Here is a 19009-nt window from a genome sequence, read left to right on the forward strand (position 1 = left end):
GGGCAGCAAGATGAACAGCATGATGAAGGCATTAGTATTTGAACAGTTTGGCGGGCCGGAGGTATTGGTCTATAAGGAAATTGAAACACCATCGCTTGAGCCAGGAACAGTATTGGTAAGAATGAAGGCGATTGGGCTGAACTTTGCGGATATTTATCGCAGACGGGGTAACTATCATTTGGCGGGTGAACCTCCTTATCTATTGGGTTATGAGGGAGCTGGCGTTGTTGAAGAGGTTAGCCCAGAGGTTGAAGGGCTGAAGCCTGGTGACCGCATCGCTTTCTGCGATGTGCCATTTGCAAATGCAGAGCTGGTGCAGGTGCCGCTCGCGAAGGCCATTCCGCTTCCTGAGGATATCAGCTTTGAGACAGCAGCAGCAGTATTGCTTCAAGGAATGACGGCGCATTATTTGACACATGACAGCTACAAGGTGCAGGCGGGAGATGAGGTACTTGTCCATGCTGCAGCCGGTGGCGTTGGACAGCTATTGCTGCAGCTCGCGAAGCGGCAAGGAGCATGTGTGCTTGGGCTTGTCTCATCAGAGGTGAAGCAGGGAGCTGCGCTGGCAGCTGGTGCAGACGAGGTATTCCTCTACAATAGCAATTGGGTAGAAGCGGCCAAGAGCTGGTCATCAGGCGGCGACGGCGTAACGGTTGCTTATGATTCAGTTGGTTCTACCCTGATGGACAGCTTCTCAGCCGTGCGGACCAAGGGGACGGTCGTCTTCTACGGGATGGCGGGAGGAGATCCGTCTTTCGTAGATCCACGGATGTTGATGGACTCGTCGAAAACATTAACCGGCGGCGATCTGTGGAATCATGTAACAACGCGGGAGGATCGAATCCGCCGTGCAACGGATTTGTTTGACGGGCTGCTTGACGGGAGTCTGAGGCTGGAAACGCCTAGAGCGTTCTCCCTTCAGGATGGCGCGGAAGCACACCGTCTGCTGGAGAGTCGGCAAAGCACCGGTAAAATTATTCTTATTCCGTAAGTATCAGCTAAGCCGGGACGCTCTCAGTGAGGGAGTGATCCTGGCTTTTTTACCGAATGGAGCGGCTGCAAGTAGGACATCTTATCAATAGAGGAAAAAGAAGGAGCTAATGTCAATTTTATAAAGTTAACGTTGACGTTAACATTAATCCGGTGGTATCGTAAAGGTACAGAAAGCAAGGAAAGAGGCGATGAAAATCTTTTACAAAATCGAGGACGTTGCAAAGATGGTTGGCTTAACGAAGCGAACGCTTCGTTATTATGAGGAGATTGGGCTGATGACTCCTCCAGATAGAAGTGAGGGCGGATTTCGTCTGTATACCGATGCTCACGTAGAGCGGCTTAAGAAGCTTATTAATGCACGGGACGTGCTTGGTTTCTCGCTGCAGGAGCTGCAGCAGTACGTTTCGATGAGCGAGGAGTTCATTAATCAGCGTGATGAGATCAAACAGACGGAAGACAGGGAATTACGGCTGCAGAAAATCAATGAGCTTGAACAGACAGTTGATAGACAGCTGGAGCTGATTGATCTAAAGCTTGAGAAAATGAAAAATATGCGTTCGGAAATTAACCTCTTGAAGGGTAAAATTACCGAAGCTAAATCGAAATATAAACAGGAGTGATGATGAGCGTGGCAAATTCATCTCAATCAGATTCGTTAACAGAAGAGAAAAGCGGGTTTTTCAGCCAGCCCCGTGCGGTATGGGCAGTCTTTTTCGCAGGTATCATCGCATTCATGGGGATTGGTCTTGTTGACCCGATCCTGAAAGCTATTGCCGAAGAGATGCATGCATCAGCTAGTGAAGTAAGCCTATTGTTCACCAGCTACAATGCGGTTATGGCGGTAGCTATGCTGATTACTGGTGTTGTGACCTCACGGATTGGCATCAAATGGACGCTTCTGCTTGGTGTCGTCATTATTGCGATTTTTTCGCTGTTAGGCGGGTTGTCGAATAACATATGGGCACTTGTGGGCTACCGTGCCGGCTGGGGTCTCGGTAATGCTTTCTTTGTTGCAACGGCTTTGACTGCTATCGTATCCTTGTCCAAAAGCGGCGTGACAAAAGCAATCATTCTTTATGAAGCCGCTATTGGTATTGGTATTTCGGTAGGTCCTCTGCTTGGCGGTGAGCTTGGTTCGATCTCATGGAGAGGCCCGTTTCTTGGGGTTTCCGGCCTGATGGTTATCGCGTTTCTTGCGATTACTTTTATGATGCCCAAAGCAGCAGGAGCGCCAAAAGCATCTGCTGCGAATGTCAGAAAAACGTCTCTGCTTGACCCATTCCGGGCATTAAGACATCGTCCGCTTGTTGTCTTTGGTCTGACAGCTTGCTTCTATAACTTTGGTTTCTTTACGCTGATGGCTTATGCTCCGTTTGTAATGGGCTTAGGTATTCATGAGCTTGGCTATGTGTTCCTCGGCTGGGGGATTCTGCTTGCCGTTACTTCCGTATTTATGGCTCCTTGGCTGCAACGGAAATTCGGTACTGTCAAATCGATGGCGGTTATGCTGACGCTGTTTGGCCTTACTTTGCTTGCGATGGCGATCTGGACCGATACACAATGGGTCATTATCGCAAGTGTTATCTTTGCAGGTGCTTTGCTTGGGAACAACAACACGTTAATTACGACTGGTGTTATGAATGCAGCTCCGATTGAACGTTCCACCGCTTCTGCGGCATACAGCTTCCTGCGCTTTATCGGCGGAGCGATCGCGCCTTATTTCGCCGGCAAGCTGGCAGAATGGTATAACCCTCATATTCCTTTCTATGTGGGTGCCGGCTTCGTTATCTTATCTGTGCTGTTCATCCTGGTGAATCATAAGCATGTGAAGCATGTCGACCAAGCAAGTGGTCATTAATTCATGGGAGGATGTGCAGCACCATGCGAAAACTGCCTGATTCGTTTACATTCCAGGATGGCCGACGTGTTCTAACGAAAGCCGACTGGGAAGAACGCTCGAAGGAACTGCAAGAGCTGTTTCATTATTATATGTATGGCGTTATGCCCGATACATCGGATGAACAGGTATCCTATGTCAAAACAGAGCAGGGATTACAGGTTCATGTTAAGCAGGGAGATGCTCAGGCTGTCTTTACCGCTAGGCTTAGCTTGCCGCCTGAAGATTGTGCGTTGGAAGGACCCTATCCGGTCATCTTCTCGATTGGCTCATTAGAGGGTTGGCACCCGGAAGGTACTGCTGTGACGAATCACATCGAGCAGGCGAACAAACGCGGTTATGCAGTAGTTACATTGCTGCCAGCCGAGATCGCTTCGGACAATTCCGCAAGAACAGGAGCTTTCTTCACTCTGTATCCATACTCAGCGGAGAAGGCAGATCCAGGTATCTTTGTTGCTTTAGGCTGGGCGGCGGGAAAAGTTATGGATGCGTTTCAGCAGCATCTTTATCCTAATCTCGACGCGGAACGAACCATTATTACCGGCTTCTCCAGGTGGGGCAAAGCCAGCCTTGTTATTGGGATGATGGACAAGCGATTCACGCTTGTGAATCCTCATGCTTCGGGAGCGGGAGGAATGGCCTCCTTCCGGCACTCTTTCGAAGGGAAAAACTACCCTTGGGGAACAGCCGGCAGAAGTGAGCCGCTTGAAGCGCTGCATAGTGAAGCAGAGGCGCATTGGTTTAACACAGCCTTTCTTCAGTTCAAGGACCCAGCGGAACTGCCATTCGACCAGCATCAGCTGGCGGCTCTAATAGCGCCGAGGGCACTGCTTTTAACAGGCGGATACGAGGATGATTGGGTGAATCCCGAAGGGATGTATGTCTCTTACGCCGAGGCGGAGCGGGTATTTGATTTCCTTGGTGCAGCCGAGCAGATTGGTATCGCGTACCGAGCTGGCGGACATAACCGAACGCAGGAGGATCTTGACCATCTGCTCGAGTTTTGTGACTGGCGCTTAAGAGGAGTTCAGCCGGTTAGCTGCGACTTCAAATCTAACCTGTACGAGCCCTGGCAAGGCTAATACAATGTTAAAAGAAGCCGTTCCAGAAGACTATTCTGTGAACGGCTTCTTTTCGAGCTTAACAACGTAACAATGTTATGTTATATTAAGGGTGAGGGAGGCGTTATTATGGAAGAAGAATTGATATCTAAGAAGGAATTGCTGGAGCTTACTGGCATTTCTTATGGGCAGCTATACCGGTGGAAGCGTAAAAACCTGCTGCCTGAGGAGTGGTTTATCCGCAAATCAGCATTCACTGGGCAAGAAACATTTTTCCCAAAGCAGAAAATATTAGACAGAATCGATAAAATTGTTCATATGAAGGATGATCTTTCCTTAGATGAGCTTGCAGATATGTTCTCACCGGCTTCGAAGGCGATTTCGATCCCCATGAAGCAATTAATAGAACGAAACATTGTTTCGACAAATGCGGCGAAAACAGCAGAGGCCTATATCGGGCAATCGGAGCTGTATACGTTCGAGCAGACGCTATGTGTTTACATTCTCGATTACTGTCTGCAGACGGGCGAGATCAGTCTCGAAGAAGGTAAGACGTTGATCCCTACCTTCCTTGAGCACTATAAAAAGTTCAGAGAACAGCAGTGTGATCTGATTCTGCTTCGTAAGATGGGCGTATCGGTGTTCTTTCTTGTCGCTGCCGGTAGTGAAATTCATTTCGAAAGCGGAGTAAAGATCATCCTCAGAGTGGATGTGCCGGGTCTAATCGAGCAATTAAAATTGAAGTTAATGGCGATATAACGGAGGTGCACAATTATATGATAGATAAACGAAAACTGATTATTACCGGAATCGGAAAGTCGAATGGCGGTGATGTACATTTGGCGAAGATCGAAGGAGTAGGAAGAATCGAAGGAGATGTTAACTGCACGGAGTTTCGAGTCGATGGCACAGGCGATCTTCAAGGCAGCCTGAAAACCGTGACAGCGGCTATTAATGGAATCGTTACGATACACGGCAGTCTTCATGCCAATAAGTTTAACCTTGAAGGCAAGCTGAAGGTAGAAGGCCACATGATCAGTGAGCATACCCGGATGAACGGCATGGTGACGGTGAAGGGCAACTGTGAGTCAGAAACCTTTGAAGCAAATGGACGAATGCAAATGGAGATGCTCAACGCAGGGCAGATTAAGCTCAGCTTGCAGGGCTCAAGCCGTATTGAAGAAATTGGCGGCGAAGATATTCAAATCCGTGAGATGTCGAGCAAGGGCTTCGGCAAGTGGCTGCAATCCGTTCGTGGGCCATTCAGCAATAAACTGAATGCGGGAGTTATTGAAGGCGACCATATATACCTTGAATATACAACAGCTGATATGGTGCGCGGCGGGAAAGTTAAGATTGGTCCGGGCTGCACGATTGGCAATGTGGAATACAAGCAAAGTCTTGATGTGCACAGCAGCTCCAAGATCATTAAGCATGTTCAAGTATAAGAGGGTGGAGGCGATCATATGAACCAGACTAAAAAAATTAGCAGAGGAAATCTAATGATTACTGGCAGCTCCAGTGTGATGGGAGGGCCTTATGACAGCGTTAAGATTGTTGGAGAAGGCGGTATTGAGGGCGATACAGACTGCAATAAGCTGAAGTGTGTTGGAACACTGGAGGTTAACGGCTCAATTCTGGTGGATAAAATGAGCGTAGTTGGCACATGCGATGTCAAGGGTGGACTGCAGGGCGGGATACTTAAGACATCCGGCACCGTTACCGTTGGGGGAATCACACGTCTTCGGGAGCTGGGAATATCGGGGACGATTGATTCGAAAGATCATATATACGGTGAGAAAATACGTCTAAGAGGCAGTTTGCAGACGCTAGGCGATTGTGAGGCAGAAGTATTTACAGCAAAAGGCATCTTCGAAATCGGAGGCTTGCTTAATGCTGGAAAGCTTGATATTAAACTGTACCGCGATTGCAGCGCGCATGAGATAGGCGGCGGTCAGATCACAATCCGGAAAGCGAGTCTTCTGCATCCGCTCAGTTTGTTTTTTAAACCTTCTTCCAGCGCAAGGCTTACAGTGTCAGTTCTGGAAGGAGATCATATCTATTTGGAAAACACAATTGCTGATATAGTAAGAGGGAACAAAGTTGTGATCGGACCTGGCTGTGAGATTGGATTTGTCGAATATAAGGAACAATTCGAACAAAAAAAAGGCGCCGTCGTAAAAGATAAACGAAAAGTTTAGGCGATTTTGTGATGTTTTGGCAGATCGATTGACATCACATCGGCCTTGCGCTAAAATTTCGCTGTGCGATCGTTCAGTGAAATTTATATTTACGAGTAAGAATTGTCGCCAAACAATTTGATGCTTACGAAGTAAGAATTGTTGCGAAGGAGGTGGCGACGATGTCTCGCAACATCCGAAAAGAGCAAGCGGCTGAAACGCGTGAAAAAATACTAGAAGCTGCAAAATCATTGTTTGCAGAAAAAGGATACCATGGCACCCCAGTACGAGAAATCACGAGGAAGATCGGGATGGGAGACGGTATCCTTTATCATTATTTTCCGGGCGGTAAGCGTGAAATCATGTCGGTGTTGCTACGTGAAAGCTTCGAGCACCGTAGAAAAGAAATACAGCAGATTAACCGCGTCATCGAGGATCTGGATCTAAAAGACGCGATGATGACGATCAAGCGCCGGATATACGAGTTATTTACGGCGGATATGGATTTGACACGGATTTTGTTCCGTGAGAACGAGCTGCTTGGCTTTGAAGAAGCTGAGCAATTGACGACGCTGCTCCGCGAGCAGAGCGCCATCTTCGAAGATTTTCTGAAAGACCGGCATGAGAGAGGCGAGATTCGTGATCTTGATTTTCGGATAGCGTCCAGACAATTCTTGTCCACAAGCTTACATGCGATTATGAGCAAATCGGTTGGCATTCAGCTTCTGAATGAACCGGATGTTTATAAATACATGGAAGAGAATGTGGATTTTACAATAGATCTATGGAAAAATCCTTAAGCCACACATAGACAGCTAAGGATTATTTTTCGCGATTTGAAATGAAAGGTGATGACAAGGGTGTCTCTAATAACTAGATTCTTAAATAGACGTTTCTACTATTTCCTTATTATTTTGCTGATTAAGAGTATCGTTGCTCGTGATGTTGTTTTCGATAATGGCTTCTCCTGGCTTACGCTTCTGACTGAGGTTCCATTCTTTATTGCTGTGTTCTGTCTGATCGAATTTTTTGCAGGTAAACGCAAGATGCTGTACTACATGATTGTTAACCTGTTATTTACGGCCTTATACTTCGCGATTCTGATGTATTACAAATATTATGGCATTATTGTTAATACGGATGCACTAAGCCAAGCTGGCAAAATGAAAGAGGTTGGAGAAAGCACCTACTCGCTCATGGATCCTTATTATCTGCTGATCTTCCTTGATATAATCGTCATTGCGGTGGTATTGATTCTGCCAAGATTCAAGAAAGCCCGCCAATCGGCTGATCTGCGTCCTGTGCGCAGCAAAGCATGGATGGCAGCATTCGCATTATCTATTGTTGTATGTCTTGTTAACGTTTGGCCTAACCGCGCAAGTATGAACGAGAACAAGCAGGCTGAAGAAATGGGTCTTCTTGATTACGAAGTGTACAACATCATTGATAAAATGCTGGAAAACGAACCGGTTACGCCGATGGATCAAATTACGCAGGCGAAGATTGATGAGCTCAAAGGCATTACAGAGCCTGCATCGCCGAATAACTTTGGTGCTGCCAAAGGCAAGAACGTCATTATTCTTCAAATGGAATCATATCAAGATTTCCTAGTTGGCCTTAAAGTAGGCGGCGTGGAAATTACGCCAAACATGAACAAGCTGGTTCAAGAGGCAACACATTTCACGCACTTCTATGCAATGGCTGGGCAAGGTACAACTTCCGATGCCGAGTATGTGGTAAATACGTCCCTTTATGTTCCTAAGCATAAAGCAGCAACAGACGTGAACGTAGATAAAGTATTGCCAAGCTTACCTAAGCTGATGCAAGAGAACGGCTACTCGACAGCGACATTCCATACGAACGCCGTTGAGTTCTGGAACCGTACAGAACTGTACTCGTCGCTTGGCTGGGAAAAGTATTATGATCAACAGTTCTACGGTGATGAAGACCATGTAGCCTTCGGCGCTTCTGACGAAGTGCTGTATGCGAAGACGCTGCCTGAGCTTGCGAAAATGGATCAGGCGGATAAACCGTTCTATGCACAAGTCATTTCGATGAGCGCGCATCATCCATACAACATTCCGACTTCGAAATACCGGATTGAGCTTCCTGCAGAGTTCAAGGATGACAGCTTGGTTACTCGTTATCTTAAAGCACAAAACTATGCTGACTATGCACTTGGCCAATTCATTGACGGCTTGAAATCAAGCGGTCTGTGGGATGACAGTATCGTCCTCATGTACGGTGACCACCAAGGTCTGCCATTGTACTCGCTGGATGATGATGAAAAAGCATTGATGAAAGAAATGCTTGGTACAGACTACGGTCATACCGAAATGTTTAACATCCCGCTTATTATGCACGTTCCAGGCGTAACTCAACCGTTGGTAAACGATAAAGTTGGCGGTCAAATCGACATCCTGCCAACTGTTGCGAATCTGGTTGGTGCATCGATGAAGAATCAGATCCACTTTGGTGAAGACCTTCTGAACCAAAGCTCGGAGCTCATTCCAATGCGTCACTTCCTGCCTAGCGGATCTGTGATTGACAACGAAAACCTTTATGTACCGGGTCTTGAATATGAAGACGGCACGAACCATAAAGTAGTTGATGGTACAGAGACAACTGAAGGTGGTGTAACGGAAGATGAATACAACAGAGCGCTTGAACTATTGCATCTGTCCGACAGCTACGTGCAGCAGCTTCCTCTTAAATAAATGGTATTAGTTCTAAGGCTCCCCTTCCACGAAGGGGAGCCTTTTTCTTTTCTTGACATCGATTAGAAGTGATTAATAATTAAATTATGAATATCTGCTAGTTCGTAGCGGCTGGGGGAGTATAACTGATGAAGGTTGATGCAATTGTAGTAGGCGCGGGTCTTGCTGGACTAGTGGCAGCGGGAGAGATCGCGGATGCGGGGAAACAAGTGCTATTGCTCGACCAAGAACCAGAAGCATCGATCGGTGGACAGGCTTGGTGGTCCTTTGGCGGATTATTCCTGGTGAACTCGCCGGAGCAGCGCAGGCTTGGTATTAAAGATTCGAGGGAGCTTGCTTGGCAGGATTGGCTTGGAGCAGCAGGCTTTGATCGAGATGAGGATGAGGATTACTGGGGCAGGCAATGGGCGGAGTCTTATGTCTCTTTTGCAGCAGGAGAGAAAAGAGAATGGCTGCGCGGGATGGGCATACGGTTCTTTCCGGTTGTTGGCTGGGCGGAGCGTGGCGGATATTTGGCTGAAGGACATGGCAATTCGGTACCACGTTTCCACATTGTATGGGGGACAGGTCCTGCTATTGTTGCACCTTTCGAAAGGCGTGTTCGTGAGCATATGGCAAGTGGCAGGGTGATCTATAAGCCTCGGCATCGCGTAGACCGGCTGCTGAGCAGCGGCGATGCGATTACGGGCGTGGCTGGTATTGTCTTGGAACCAAGTACTGCTGCACGAGGTGAGGCCAGCTCAAGAGTGGCAATTGGAGATTTCGAATATGAAGCGGATGCCGTAGTCGTAACGAGCGGCGGTATTGGCGGCAACCATGAGCTTGTCCGTCAAAGCTGGCCAAGCCGTCTTGGAACACCACCTGCTCGTATGCTGTCGGGTGTACCGGCGCATGTCGACGGAAGAATGCTTGGTATTACGGAGGAAGCGGGCGGACGGATTGTGAACCGTGACCGGATGTGGCATTATACCGAAGGGATTAAGAACTGGAATTCCGTATGGGACAACCATGGCATCCGCATATTACCGGGACCTTCTTCGATCTGGCTGGATGCACGTGGTCAGCGGTTCCTGGCTCCCAACTTTCCGGGCTTTGATACATTAGGTACGCTGGAGACTATACAGAAAACGGGCTATGACTACTCCTGGTTTATATTGACGCAGAAGATTATAGAGAAGGAGTTCGCGCTCTCCGGCTCGGAGCAGAATCCCGATTTGACGGGCAAGAGCATCCGGCAGGTTCTCTCCCGGGCGCTGCCTGGTGCGTCTGGTCCTGTGCAGGCCTTCATGGATAAAGGCGAAGACTTCATTGTAGCTAATCATTTGGCGGAGCTTGTGGCGGGTATGAATCGGCTAACCGGCGAGAACCTGCTTGATTATGCTTCAATTGAACGCCAGCTCATCGCTAGAGACCGGGAGATCGATAACAAATTTACGAAAGACCTGCAAATTACCGCTCTTCGCGGAGCCCGCAGCTACATTGGCGATAAACTGATTCGGGTAGCGCCTCCTCATAAGCTGCTTGATCCGAAGAACGGCCCGCTGATCGCAGTTCGGCTTAACATCGTCAGCCGTAAGACGCTTGGCGGTTTGCAGACAGATCTTTCTGCTCGCGTCTTAAACGCGGCGGGCGACGCCATCCTGGGCCTTTATGCAGCAGGCGAGGCATCCGGTTTTGGCGGCGGCGGTATGCATGGTTACCGCGCGCTGGAAGGTACCTTCCTCGGTGGCTGCCTCTTCAGCGGCCGAGTTGCCGGCCGCGCCATTGCACGCGAGCTGGGTTGAGTGACGGGAGCTCAGCTCAGCTCGAAGAGCGTTTGTTGGTTTACCAATTCCCTCGTATTTCGTTGGATTTCATCCAGCAAAATTGATTTTGAGATTGCCAGCTGCGGGTTATGTTGGATTCCATCCAATCCATTCCGCGCATCATGAGCATTCTCGGCCATTTGTGCTGAAATCTGCTGGATAGAATCCAATGCAGCAATGGTTACTTGGCTAGGATGCACCATTCTGTTGGATAAAGTACAGTCTAGCGTATGTGAATTTACGTGCATGAACACACCAAATAAGCCCCCAAGCAGATCCACTGCTTGAGGGCTTGTTTCTTTTATTTCTTCTATTTCTTTAGCAATAAAATCAAGAAGTATGGTGCGCCGATCAGGGATACGACGATCCCGGCTGGCAAGCCGCCGGCAATATCGACCTGACGGCCGATCGTATCAGCGAGTACGAGCAGCCATCCGCCAAACAGAATGGAGATCGGGATGAACAATTGATTACGCGGGCCAACTAAGGCTTTCGCTATATGCGGCGCGAGCAGCCCGATGAAGGCGATACCGCCTGTCACGGACACGGCAGATGCTGCCAGGGCAACAGCCGAGAAGAGCAGAACAACACGTTCCTTCGTCAGTGAGATACCGACGCCAACCGCTATATGCTCATTCAAAGAGAGAATGTTGAGGCGGTTCGCCTTGTACAGCGTAAATGGAATAAAGATGATGAGCCATGGCAGCATGGCCCAAATAAACGGCCAATCTGTTCCCCAGATGCCGCCGGCAATCCATTTGGCGATGAAATCGACTTTCTCGCGGTCAGCTGAGGATATAAGGACGATCATAACGCCGCTAAGCGCCAATTGGAAGCCGATGCCCGTCAGCACCATACTAACCGGCTGGATGCCCACATGTCTTTTCCAGGAGAACAGAGTAATCAGGCATGCGGTTGCCAGGGCGCCTATAAAGGCGACAACCGGCAGGGCATAGACGAAAGGACCAGCCTCCGTCGGAAAGAACAGGAAGAAGACTGTAATTGCCACGCCTGCCCCCGAGTTAATACCGATAATACCGGGATCAGCCAGATCATTGCGTGATACGCCTTGCAGAATCGAGCCGGATAGGGCAAGTGCCATACCTGCCAGTAAAGTAATGATGACACGCGGCATCCGTATGTCAAACAGAATGAAGTTTTCCTTTTTCGAACCGTCGCCAAACAGAACAGGTAATAACCTTTTAAAGGTCAAGGTTGAATAACCAAGGCTAAGGCTAGTAATGATGGTCGCGATAATAAGCAGCAGCAGGATGCCAAGGATAATACGTTGTTTTCGAACCAAATAAGATAACATCATTTCAGAGCTTTGCCTCCTCTTCTAACGATAATGAGGAAGAAAGGCAGACCTACAACCGCAATAATCGCCGCTACCGGTGTTTCATAAGGCGCATTGATTGTCCGGCCGATCAAATCCGCGAGCAGCATGAAGGAAGCACCTACAATAGCGGACATCGGCACGGAATAACGATAGTCTTGGCCGACAATAGCGCGGACCATATGCGGAATCATGAGGCCTAGGAAGGCCAGATTACCGACAAGTGCAACAGAAGCGCCAGCAAGCAGAATTGTAACAGTGAATAGGATTCCTTTAATTAGACCGGTTTTTTGCCCAAGGCTGGTTGCCACATCTTCACTCAAGCTAAGTACGGTCAACTGCTTCGACATTGCGATTGCAATAAGAATACCAACCACGATAACTGGAACAATCATTTGAAGCTGCCCCCAGGATGTTCCGATCAAACCACCGGATGTCCACATGTTAACATCTTTGGATACTTTAAAGGTAAGGCCGACGCCTTCTGCAACGGCATATAGAAATGTAGAAACAGCTGCTCCCGCCAATACGATACGAATAGGGGAGAAGCCGCCTCGTTTTGCTGCACCAATTCCGATAACAAGAATCGAACCAAGGGCAGCGCCGATAAAGCATGCGATCATAATGCCGAAGTAATTAATGCCAGGGAATAACGCAACCGTTACTGCAAGGGCGGCATTTGCTCCGGCAGATAAACCGAGAAGCCCCGGATCTGCCAGCGCATTCCGAGTCACGCCTTGCATAATGGCGCCGGATACGGCAAGTGCCGCACCAACAAAGATTGCCGCGATTTCACGCGGCAGTCTAATTTCGCGCAAAAGCGTCACTTTCTCACTTGTATCGTGAGGTGACGTCAGCGCGAGCCATGTTTCATGGACCGTGGTGTCGGCAGCGCCGAACACCATGGCCAGGAAGAAGATTGCGATAAAGAGTACGATCCCTACTAGCAGCTTTATAACAAAAGGGATAGGTCGTCTCGTTTCTTGTATCATGAGATTATTGACCCAGGAACTGCTCTTTAAAGAAGTTCAGTTGATAATCAAGCGTATAGGCATCATTGAAGTAGAAGCCTCTAGCATCTGCTGTGATGACATGATTATTTTTTACAGCCGGGATGTTCTTGTAAGTTTCGGTTTCAGTAATGGAGCCTGCTGTATCTTTGCTTTGGCTGAAGACGATATAGTCGCCGGCGTATTCAGGAAGCACCTCAAGTGACAACGCATACCAGCCGTCTTTCGTGGTCATGTCTTTTACTTTCTGCGGCATCTTCAGGCCCATCGCCTGGTACAGAATTTCGGTGCCGCGGCCCCAAGCATCTCCGAACATATACAATTCCTTGTCGAAGTTCTCGATGACGGTAACTGTAGAGTCTTCACCGATTTTAGCTTTAATATCTTTGCCGATTTGGGCAGCACGTGCTTTGAAGTCTTCCACCCAAGCCGTTGCTTCTTTTTCCTTGTTAACGGCTTTGCCGACCTCAATATGCTGCTGCAGGTAATCGACTTTATTGTAAGTGAAAATAACAGTTGGAGCGATTTCCTTTAGTTTATCTATGTTCTTTGTTGTTTCTGTGCCAATAATCAGATCCGGCTCCAGCTCGAGAATTTTCTCGAGATCTTCTTCGGATACTTCGGTTACATCCTTCAACTGCTCAGTAAAGTTAGGATTGTCTTTCGCCCAGGAGGTGACGCCAATAGGAGTGATGCCTAGGGAGATCAAGCTGCCTGTATAAGAAGAAAGATCAACAATACGCTGCGGATTAGCAGGTACTTCCATTGGGCCGCTTTCCGATTGGAACGTGATGTTGCCTGTTGCTTCAGTAGCTGTGTCTGCGGATGGCGAAGCATTGGCTGCCCCGGCATTGTTTGTTGCGGCAGTGTTCTCAGTTCCTGCGTTATTGCTTGTGTTACTGTTGTTTCCACATGCGCTCAGAATAATAACGAAGAGCATCATGAGGGAGATAAGTGCTTTTTTCATGGTGGTGTAAATCTCCTTTTCTATAGTGAAATAATTGCATGGTGAGGATCATATAGCTAAGAGTGTGTGATAATGATTATCACTATTAGTGCCATTTACTAAATTATAGTGATTTAGTCGGATTGTCAATGCTTATTGAAAAATGTTCTCAAAAGCCGTATACTATTGATAATGATAATCAATGACAGTGCTTTTCCGAGGAGGAACGTTCATGCTGCAAGAGGAATTGTTTGATGTAACGGTAATTGGAGGCGGACCTGCGGGGCTCTACTCTACTTTCTATAGCGGGCTTAGAGAAATGAAGACGAAGCTTATCGAGTTCCAGCCTTTTCTAGGCGGAAAGGTCCATGTTTACCCTGAGAAAATGATCTGGGACATCGGCGGTTTAACTCCTACTCCAGGAGCACAGTTAATTGATCAGATCGTGAAGCAAGGGCTGACGTTTGATCCAGAGGTTGTATTGAATGAGAAGATCGAATCCATTACACGTAATGAAGATCATATTTTCGTGCTGCAAGGCTCCTCGGGACGTATTCATTATTCGAAGACGGTCATCATCGCAGTTGGCGGTGGTATTCTGAATCCGAAGAAGATCGCAATTGAGGGCGCAGAGAAGTTTGAGGTAACAAACCTTCATTATACTGTGAAATCATTGAAGAGATTTAAAGATAAGAACGTGATCATTTCCGGCGGGGGCAACTCGGCTGTGGATTGGGCGATGGAATTACTTCCATTCGCGAAGAAAATCTACATTACATATCGCAAAGAGGCCTTGTCCGGGCATGAAGCGAATGTAACAACACTAATGAACAGTCCGAAAGTGGAATGCTTGTTCCATACCGAAATTACGAAGCTGCTAGCAAGCGCAGGCGATGAGCTGGTGGAACGCGTCGAGCTGACCCATAGCGAGTCAGGTGAAGTATCGCACCTGGATATTGATGATGTCGTTATTAATCACGGTTATGAACGGGATTCCTCCTTACTCGAGAACAGCAAGCTTAACATTGAGATGGTAGATGACTGGTATGTAAAAGGTACTCCGAATGGCGAGTCCTCCGTACAGGGTCTATATGCTGCAGGTGATATTCTGATGCATGATGGCAAGCTTCATTTGATCGCGGGAGCTTTCCAAGATGCAGCCAATGCGGTGAACAGAGCGAAATCTTATATTCAACCGGATGCTAATGCATACGGAATGGTCTCATCCCATAACGAAATATTTAAAGAACGGAACCGTGAACTGGTGAAACAGTTGATGGCTTAATATATAGAAGAAAGACGAGTCAGAGTGAATCTGCCTCGTCTTTTTTTGTTGCTAGGCCTATGCCATAATGATTGTAGTGCCTGTTAATAAGGGAGAGATGCGAGAATGGAAACAAAGCAGCCGAAAGAGAAAATAAGAGCGATTATTACGGGAGCTACAGGCATGGTCGGGGAAGGTGTTCTGATGGAATGCCTGCAGCATCCGGATGTCGAACAGGTACTTGCTATTACTCGTCGTCCAAGTGGTGTTACGCACCCGAAGCTGAAGGAAATCATACATAAGGATTTTTATGACTTAACCCCGATTCAGGATGAGCTTAAAGGATACAATGCCTGCTATTTCTGCCTTGGCGTCTCGTCGGTTGGTATGTCGGAGGCAGACTACACTCGTGTGACCTATGATCTGACGATGCATGTTGCACGCTTGCTATCGAGCTTGAATGAGGACATGGTGTTCTGCTATGTAACCGGCGCCAGTACAGACAGCACAGAGCAGGGCAAAGTAATGTGGGCTAGAGTGAAAGGAAGAACCGAGAATCACCTTCTGCAGCTGCCGTTCCGCCGTGCATTCATGTTCCGTCCAGGTTATATGCACCCAACGAAGGGGCAGGTGAGAGTTCCGAAATGGGCCTATGCGCTGACGTGGCTGTATCCGATCTTAAGACCTTTGTTCCCCAATCATCTTATTACGCTTCGGCAGGTTGGTCTTGCCATGATCCAAACCTTTTACACGAGTTATGAACGCCATATTCTCGATCCAAAAGATATTATTGCTCTTGCGAAGGAAGGCAGCTAACGACCATCACATCCATGTTGCGGCCGTTCTGCAATATCTTCTTTACGATGGACGGTCGGAACATTCTCGCGAGCCAGCTCCTTTTCTCCTGACCAATGATGAACTGCGTACTATGAAGCGCATTGGCATGGGTGAGCAGAAAAGCCGAAAGATATTGTGTCTGTCTCATCTCTTTAACAACAAACATTCCGCCTAGCTGTTCCGTTAATTGAAGGAGCTCCTTCATACGACGATCTATTGCGTGTCCGCCGCCATTATGAACGACCATTACATGCCATTCGGCCTTAAGCCGGTGGGCGATACGGAAGCCTCTGCGAATCAGCCGATCGGCTTGTGCAAGGTCTGTTATGGCTACGAATATGACCTCCTGCCTCCGCCACGGACCACGCAGCGATCCTGTTCGTTCCCAAGCCTCAAGCCTTTCATCCACATCATCCGCAATTTCGCGCAAGGCCAGTTCACGCAGAGCAATTAGATTGCCAAGCTGAAAAAAGGCACCAAGCGCCTGTTCGACCTTGCCCATCGCGTAGATTCTGCCTTCCCGCAACCGTTCCTGCAACGCTCTAGGCGATACATCAATAAGCTCTACTTCATCGGCGATGCGCAGCATGCTGTCGGGTACCGTCTCTCTGACCCGTACCCCTGTTATCTGCTCGACGGCGTCATTTAAGCTTTCGAGATGCTGGACATTGACGGTGGAAATAACGGAAATGCCGGCATCCAGAATTGTACGCACATCCTCATACCTCTTCTTGTTCACGCTGCCCGGCACATTCGTGTGGGCAAGCTCATCGATAAGGACCACTTCAGGGAATCGCTTAAGAATAGCAGGGACGTCCATCTCCTCCAGCAGCATATCCTTATAGGCTATTTGTGCTCTTGGAATGGAGGGCAGCTCCGCCACCTGCTCTATTGTGTCCTTGCGACCATGTGTCTCAAGAAGACCAATGACGACATCAATGCCTTTGCGGAGGAGGACATTACCCTCACGGAGCATGGTGTACGTTTTCCCCACTCCGGGTGCTGCACCAATATATACTTTGAAGGTGCCGCGTTTCATACGCTCGGTCGTTTGCTTTTTCTCGGCAATGCTGAGTCTTTTATAAGTAGAGCGGGACTCCGTGCGATGCCTTGCAGGAAGAATACGTTCTCCTTCCTGATCTGTCCGATCAGCGACAAAGAAGAGATCGATTGGTTTGGCTTGCTGCAAGATCCCATTAGCGATGGAGCCATGAAGCAGCTCCTGCAGCCAGGTATGCTTGGAGTGGCCCAGCACAATGCGGGTTACACCATGGGCCATCGCATACTCGGTGATATGCTGGGACAGCAGGCGCCGATGAAGGCGGGGGACAACCTGCTCCTCGAAGGATGCCCCAATCTTTTGCGTGAGCTTCACAATCGAACGCTTAAATGCAGCTGCTTCTTTTGATAAAGAGGTGTTATCCGATATAAACGATACGACGAGCAGTTCCCCGCTCAGCCGCTTCGCTACTTGCTGGCCGCGCCTGATATGGATGGAGCCGTTCCAATGATACTGTACCGTCACAAGTATTCGTTCGGATGCGCCGGAGGGTCCAATAAGGCCTTGATTCCTCCGATGATGCTCCAATGATCCGTTGACATCCTCAGCCATCAGCCGCAGAGCGAGTTCGCGCAGCTTATCAAGATTTCCTCTCCGGAGCAGGTGAGGGGTCTTGGCGTTTCGCAAATGGCCTTCGTTTAATCGTGTCAGAATGGTCTCAGGAGAAACGTCGATAAGACGCACTTCATCAGCAAGCTCTAAAATATCGTCTGGTACGGTATATTCGGCTTCGATCCCTGTTAACTGATAAGCAAGATCGCAGACGCCGTCCAGTTCATACACATTGATCGTCGTCATGACGCTTATTCCGCATTCGAGCAGATGCTTGATATCATCAAGCCGGGAAGGAAACTCTGCCTCTGGGCGGTTGCGATGGGCCAGCCCATCAACGAGCAAGACTTCGGGATTACGCGTCTTTATGGCCCGCAAGTCAAGATCCTTCCATTCGACTCCTTCCTTAAACCAGTGAATGCTCGGAATACGTTCGATTTCTATGAGTTGCTCCATCGTCTCGGGCCTTTGCATCGTCGAGACAGCACAAGCTACGACATCAATGCCTTGCTTCTGAAGCTGCTGGCCATCGCGCAGCATATGATAGGTTTTACCGGTGCCGCTAACTGCACCAATATAGATTTTAAGCCGTCCGTGATGGAGCTTGGTTATGGCTTGCAGAAGCTCCTCGGGTGTTTTTCGACGGTAACCGTTGTCCATGACGGGTTGTTCCTCCTTTCCCCTTAGCGTGTGAATGCCCCGCCTGCTAAGTGCAAGCGGGGCGTTATTCTTTATTTTCTAAGCTGACTTAGTTCGATATTGAGCTCCAGTACATTGATGCGCGGTTCACCAAATACACCAAGGTCACGTCCTTCGGTATGCTTTTGGACAAGCTGTTCCAACGTATCGGTCGATAAACCGGTCAGCTTGCTGATCCGCGGGATTTGAACCTCAGCTGAGCTTGGCGTGATATGCGGGTCGAGGCCGGAACCAGAGTTGGTAATCAGAGCAATCGGAAGCTTGCTGATTGGAACATCTGGATTGGCTGCCTTCCACGCAGCAATCGATTCCTGCGTCCGCTTCAGCATATCTGGATTAGAAGGCGCATAGTTGTTGGATCCAGAAGCTTCTGCTTTATAGTCAATGCTCGAAACGCGCCCTTGGAAGTAGGCAGGGTCGGTGAAGCTTTGCCCGATTAGGGACGAGCCGATAATCTGGCCTTCTGCGTTCTTAATCAAGCTTCCGTTCGCCTGATGCGGGAAGAGCAGCTGCGCTAAACCCGTAGACACGAGCGGATAAATAATGCCGCACAATATAATAAACGCGATACTTGCCCTGATTGCAATCATCAGGATTGAACCGCCGCCTGATGCGGATGATGAAGCAGATTGATTCATAAGATCCCTTCCTT

Annotated in this window: 17 protein-coding genes; 12 read left to right on the forward strand and 5 right to left on the reverse strand. The window is 48.5% G+C overall.

The window, feature by feature from the left end; genetic code table 11:
* Positions 1-22 precede the first annotated feature (22 nt).
* From AC0YNT_RS09320 to AC0YNT_RS09365, 10 genes are all read left to right on the forward strand, one after another.
* Positions 23-991 carry a quinone oxidoreductase family protein gene (locus AC0YNT_RS09320; RefSeq protein ID WP_475804552.1) on the forward strand — a complete coding sequence of 323 codons (969 nt, stop codon included), beginning with the start codon at positions 23-25 and terminating at the stop codon, positions 989-991.
* Positions 992-1181: 190 nt separating this feature from the next.
* A complete protein-coding gene (locus AC0YNT_RS09325; RefSeq protein ID WP_475804322.1) occupies positions 1182-1613 on the forward strand; it encodes a MerR family transcriptional regulator in 432 nt (143 codons plus the stop codon).
* Entirely contained in the window at positions 1613-2851 is a 1239-nt protein-coding gene (locus AC0YNT_RS09330; RefSeq protein WP_475804323.1) for an MFS transporter, read from the forward strand. The genes AC0YNT_RS09325 and AC0YNT_RS09330 overlap by 1 nt, the downstream gene beginning before the upstream one ends.
* Positions 2852-2874: 23 nt before the next feature.
* Positions 2875-3972 (forward strand): glucuronyl esterase domain-containing protein, encoded by a 1098-nt coding sequence (locus AC0YNT_RS09335; protein WP_475804324.1) that lies wholly within the window; start codon positions 2875-2877, stop codon positions 3970-3972.
* Positions 3973-4080: 108 nt separating this feature from the next.
* Positions 4081-4710, forward strand: coding sequence for a YhbD family protein (locus tag AC0YNT_RS09340; RefSeq protein WP_475804325.1), 630 nt, complete (start codon positions 4081-4083; stop codon positions 4708-4710).
* Between the two features lie 17 nt (positions 4711-4727).
* Entirely contained in the window at positions 4728-5399 is a 672-nt protein-coding gene (locus tag AC0YNT_RS09345) for a polymer-forming cytoskeletal protein (RefSeq protein WP_475804326.1), read from the forward strand.
* 18 nt (positions 5400-5417) lie between these two features.
* Positions 5418-6152, forward strand: coding sequence for a polymer-forming cytoskeletal protein (locus AC0YNT_RS09350; RefSeq protein WP_475804327.1), 735 nt, complete (start codon positions 5418-5420; stop codon positions 6150-6152).
* 161 nt (positions 6153-6313) lie between these two features.
* Positions 6314-6931 carry a TetR/AcrR family transcriptional regulator gene (locus tag AC0YNT_RS09355; protein WP_475804328.1) on the forward strand — a complete coding sequence of 206 codons (618 nt, stop codon included), beginning with the start codon at positions 6314-6316 and terminating at the stop codon, positions 6929-6931.
* A gap of 51 nt (positions 6932-6982) precedes the next feature.
* A complete protein-coding gene (locus tag AC0YNT_RS09360) occupies positions 6983-8848 on the forward strand; it encodes an LTA synthase family protein (protein ID WP_475804329.1) in 1866 nt (621 codons plus the stop codon).
* A 128-nt stretch (positions 8849-8976) separates the two neighbouring features.
* Complete coding sequence (locus AC0YNT_RS09365; RefSeq protein ID WP_475804330.1) at positions 8977-10632, forward strand: FAD-binding dehydrogenase; 1656 nt, start codon at positions 8977-8979, stop codon at positions 10630-10632.
* Between the two features lie 331 nt (positions 10633-10963).
* On the opposite strand, the gene AC0YNT_RS09370 is transcribed toward AC0YNT_RS09365, so the two are convergent.
* From AC0YNT_RS09370 to AC0YNT_RS09380, 3 genes are read right to left on the reverse strand one after another with little or no spacing between them, the layout of a single operon-like run.
* Positions 10964-11971 (reverse strand): FecCD family ABC transporter permease, encoded by a 1008-nt coding sequence (locus tag AC0YNT_RS09370; RefSeq protein WP_167281153.1) that lies wholly within the window; start codon positions 11969-11971, stop codon positions 10964-10966.
* Positions 11968-12981, reverse strand: coding sequence for a FecCD family ABC transporter permease (locus AC0YNT_RS09375; protein ID WP_475804331.1), 1014 nt, complete (start codon positions 12979-12981; stop codon positions 11968-11970). The genes AC0YNT_RS09370 and AC0YNT_RS09375 overlap by 4 nt, the downstream gene beginning before the upstream one ends.
* 4 nt (positions 12982-12985) lie before the next feature.
* Positions 12986-13966, reverse strand: coding sequence for an iron-hydroxamate ABC transporter substrate-binding protein (locus AC0YNT_RS09380; RefSeq protein WP_475804332.1), 981 nt, complete (start codon positions 13964-13966; stop codon positions 12986-12988).
* 211 nt (positions 13967-14177) lie between these two features.
* On the opposite strand from AC0YNT_RS09380, the gene AC0YNT_RS09385 reads away from it, so the two are divergent.
* Positions 14178-15230: an NAD(P)/FAD-dependent oxidoreductase gene (locus AC0YNT_RS09385; protein WP_475804333.1), complete on the forward strand. Its 1053-nt coding sequence runs from the start codon at positions 14178-14180 to the stop codon at positions 15228-15230.
* Positions 15231-15335: 105 nt separating this feature from the next.
* A complete protein-coding gene (locus AC0YNT_RS09390) occupies positions 15336-16025 on the forward strand; it encodes an NAD-dependent epimerase/dehydratase family protein (RefSeq protein ID WP_475804334.1) in 690 nt (229 codons plus the stop codon).
* On the opposite strand, the gene AC0YNT_RS09395 is transcribed toward AC0YNT_RS09390, so the two are convergent.
* Both AC0YNT_RS09395 and kdpC read right to left on the reverse strand, forming a co-directional pair.
* Complete coding sequence (locus AC0YNT_RS09395; RefSeq protein WP_475804335.1) at positions 15997-18318, reverse strand: histidine kinase; 2322 nt, start codon at positions 18316-18318, stop codon at positions 15997-15999. The two genes, AC0YNT_RS09390 and AC0YNT_RS09395, sit on opposite strands and share 29 nt — an antisense overlap.
* Positions 18319-18389: 71 nt before the next feature.
* On the reverse strand, positions 18390-18995 hold the full coding sequence (kdpC, locus tag AC0YNT_RS09400; protein ID WP_475804336.1) for a potassium-transporting ATPase subunit KdpC: 606 nt from the start codon (positions 18993-18995) through the stop codon (positions 18390-18392).
* Positions 18996-19009 lie beyond the last annotated feature (14 nt).

The organism is Paenibacillus sp. J22R56, assembly GCF_056269375.1.

Excerpts from the sequence above, each read along its gene's own strand:
- AC0YNT_RS09330 (WP_475804323.1), top strand. The coding sequence starts at position 1,613 with ATGATGAGCGTGGCAAATTCATCTCAATCAGATTCGTTAACAGAAGAG.
- AC0YNT_RS09370 (WP_167281153.1), bottom strand. The coding sequence starts at position 11,971 with ATGATGTTATCTTATTTGGTTCGAAAACAACGTATTATCCTTGGCATC.
- AC0YNT_RS09365 (WP_475804330.1), top strand. The coding sequence starts at position 8,977 with ATGAAGGTTGATGCAATTGTAGTAGGCGCGGGTCTTGCTGGACTAGTG.
- AC0YNT_RS09320 (WP_475804552.1), top strand. The coding sequence starts at position 23 with ATGAAGGCATTAGTATTTGAACAGTTTGGCGGGCCGGAGGTATTGGTC.
- AC0YNT_RS09325 (WP_475804322.1), top strand. The coding sequence starts at position 1,182 with ATGAAAATCTTTTACAAAATCGAGGACGTTGCAAAGATGGTTGGCTTA.
- AC0YNT_RS09350 (WP_475804327.1), top strand. The coding sequence starts at position 5,418 with ATGAACCAGACTAAAAAAATTAGCAGAGGAAATCTAATGATTACTGGC.
- AC0YNT_RS09375 (WP_475804331.1), bottom strand. The coding sequence starts at position 12,981 with ATGATACAAGAAACGAGACGACCTATCCCTTTTGTTATAAAGCTGCTA.
- AC0YNT_RS09385 (WP_475804333.1), top strand. The coding sequence starts at position 14,178 with ATGCTGCAAGAGGAATTGTTTGATGTAACGGTAATTGGAGGCGGACCT.
- AC0YNT_RS09355 (WP_475804328.1), top strand. The coding sequence starts at position 6,314 with ATGTCTCGCAACATCCGAAAAGAGCAAGCGGCTGAAACGCGTGAAAAA.
- kdpC (WP_475804336.1), bottom strand. The coding sequence starts at position 18,995 with ATGAATCAATCTGCTTCATCATCCGCATCAGGCGGCGGTTCAATCCTG.
- AC0YNT_RS09340 (WP_475804325.1), top strand. The coding sequence starts at position 4,081 with ATGGAAGAAGAATTGATATCTAAGAAGGAATTGCTGGAGCTTACTGGC.
- AC0YNT_RS09380 (WP_475804332.1), bottom strand. The coding sequence starts at position 13,966 with ATGAAAAAAGCACTTATCTCCCTCATGATGCTCTTCGTTATTATTCTG.
- AC0YNT_RS09390 (WP_475804334.1), top strand. The coding sequence starts at position 15,336 with ATGGAAACAAAGCAGCCGAAAGAGAAAATAAGAGCGATTATTACGGGA.
- AC0YNT_RS09360 (WP_475804329.1), top strand. The coding sequence starts at position 6,983 with ATGACAAGGGTGTCTCTAATAACTAGATTCTTAAATAGACGTTTCTAC.
- AC0YNT_RS09335 (WP_475804324.1), top strand. The coding sequence starts at position 2,875 with ATGCGAAAACTGCCTGATTCGTTTACATTCCAGGATGGCCGACGTGTT.
- AC0YNT_RS09345 (WP_475804326.1), top strand. The coding sequence starts at position 4,728 with ATGATAGATAAACGAAAACTGATTATTACCGGAATCGGAAAGTCGAAT.
- AC0YNT_RS09395 (WP_475804335.1), bottom strand. The coding sequence starts at position 18,318 with ATGGACAACGGTTACCGTCGAAAAACACCCGAGGAGCTTCTGCAAGCC.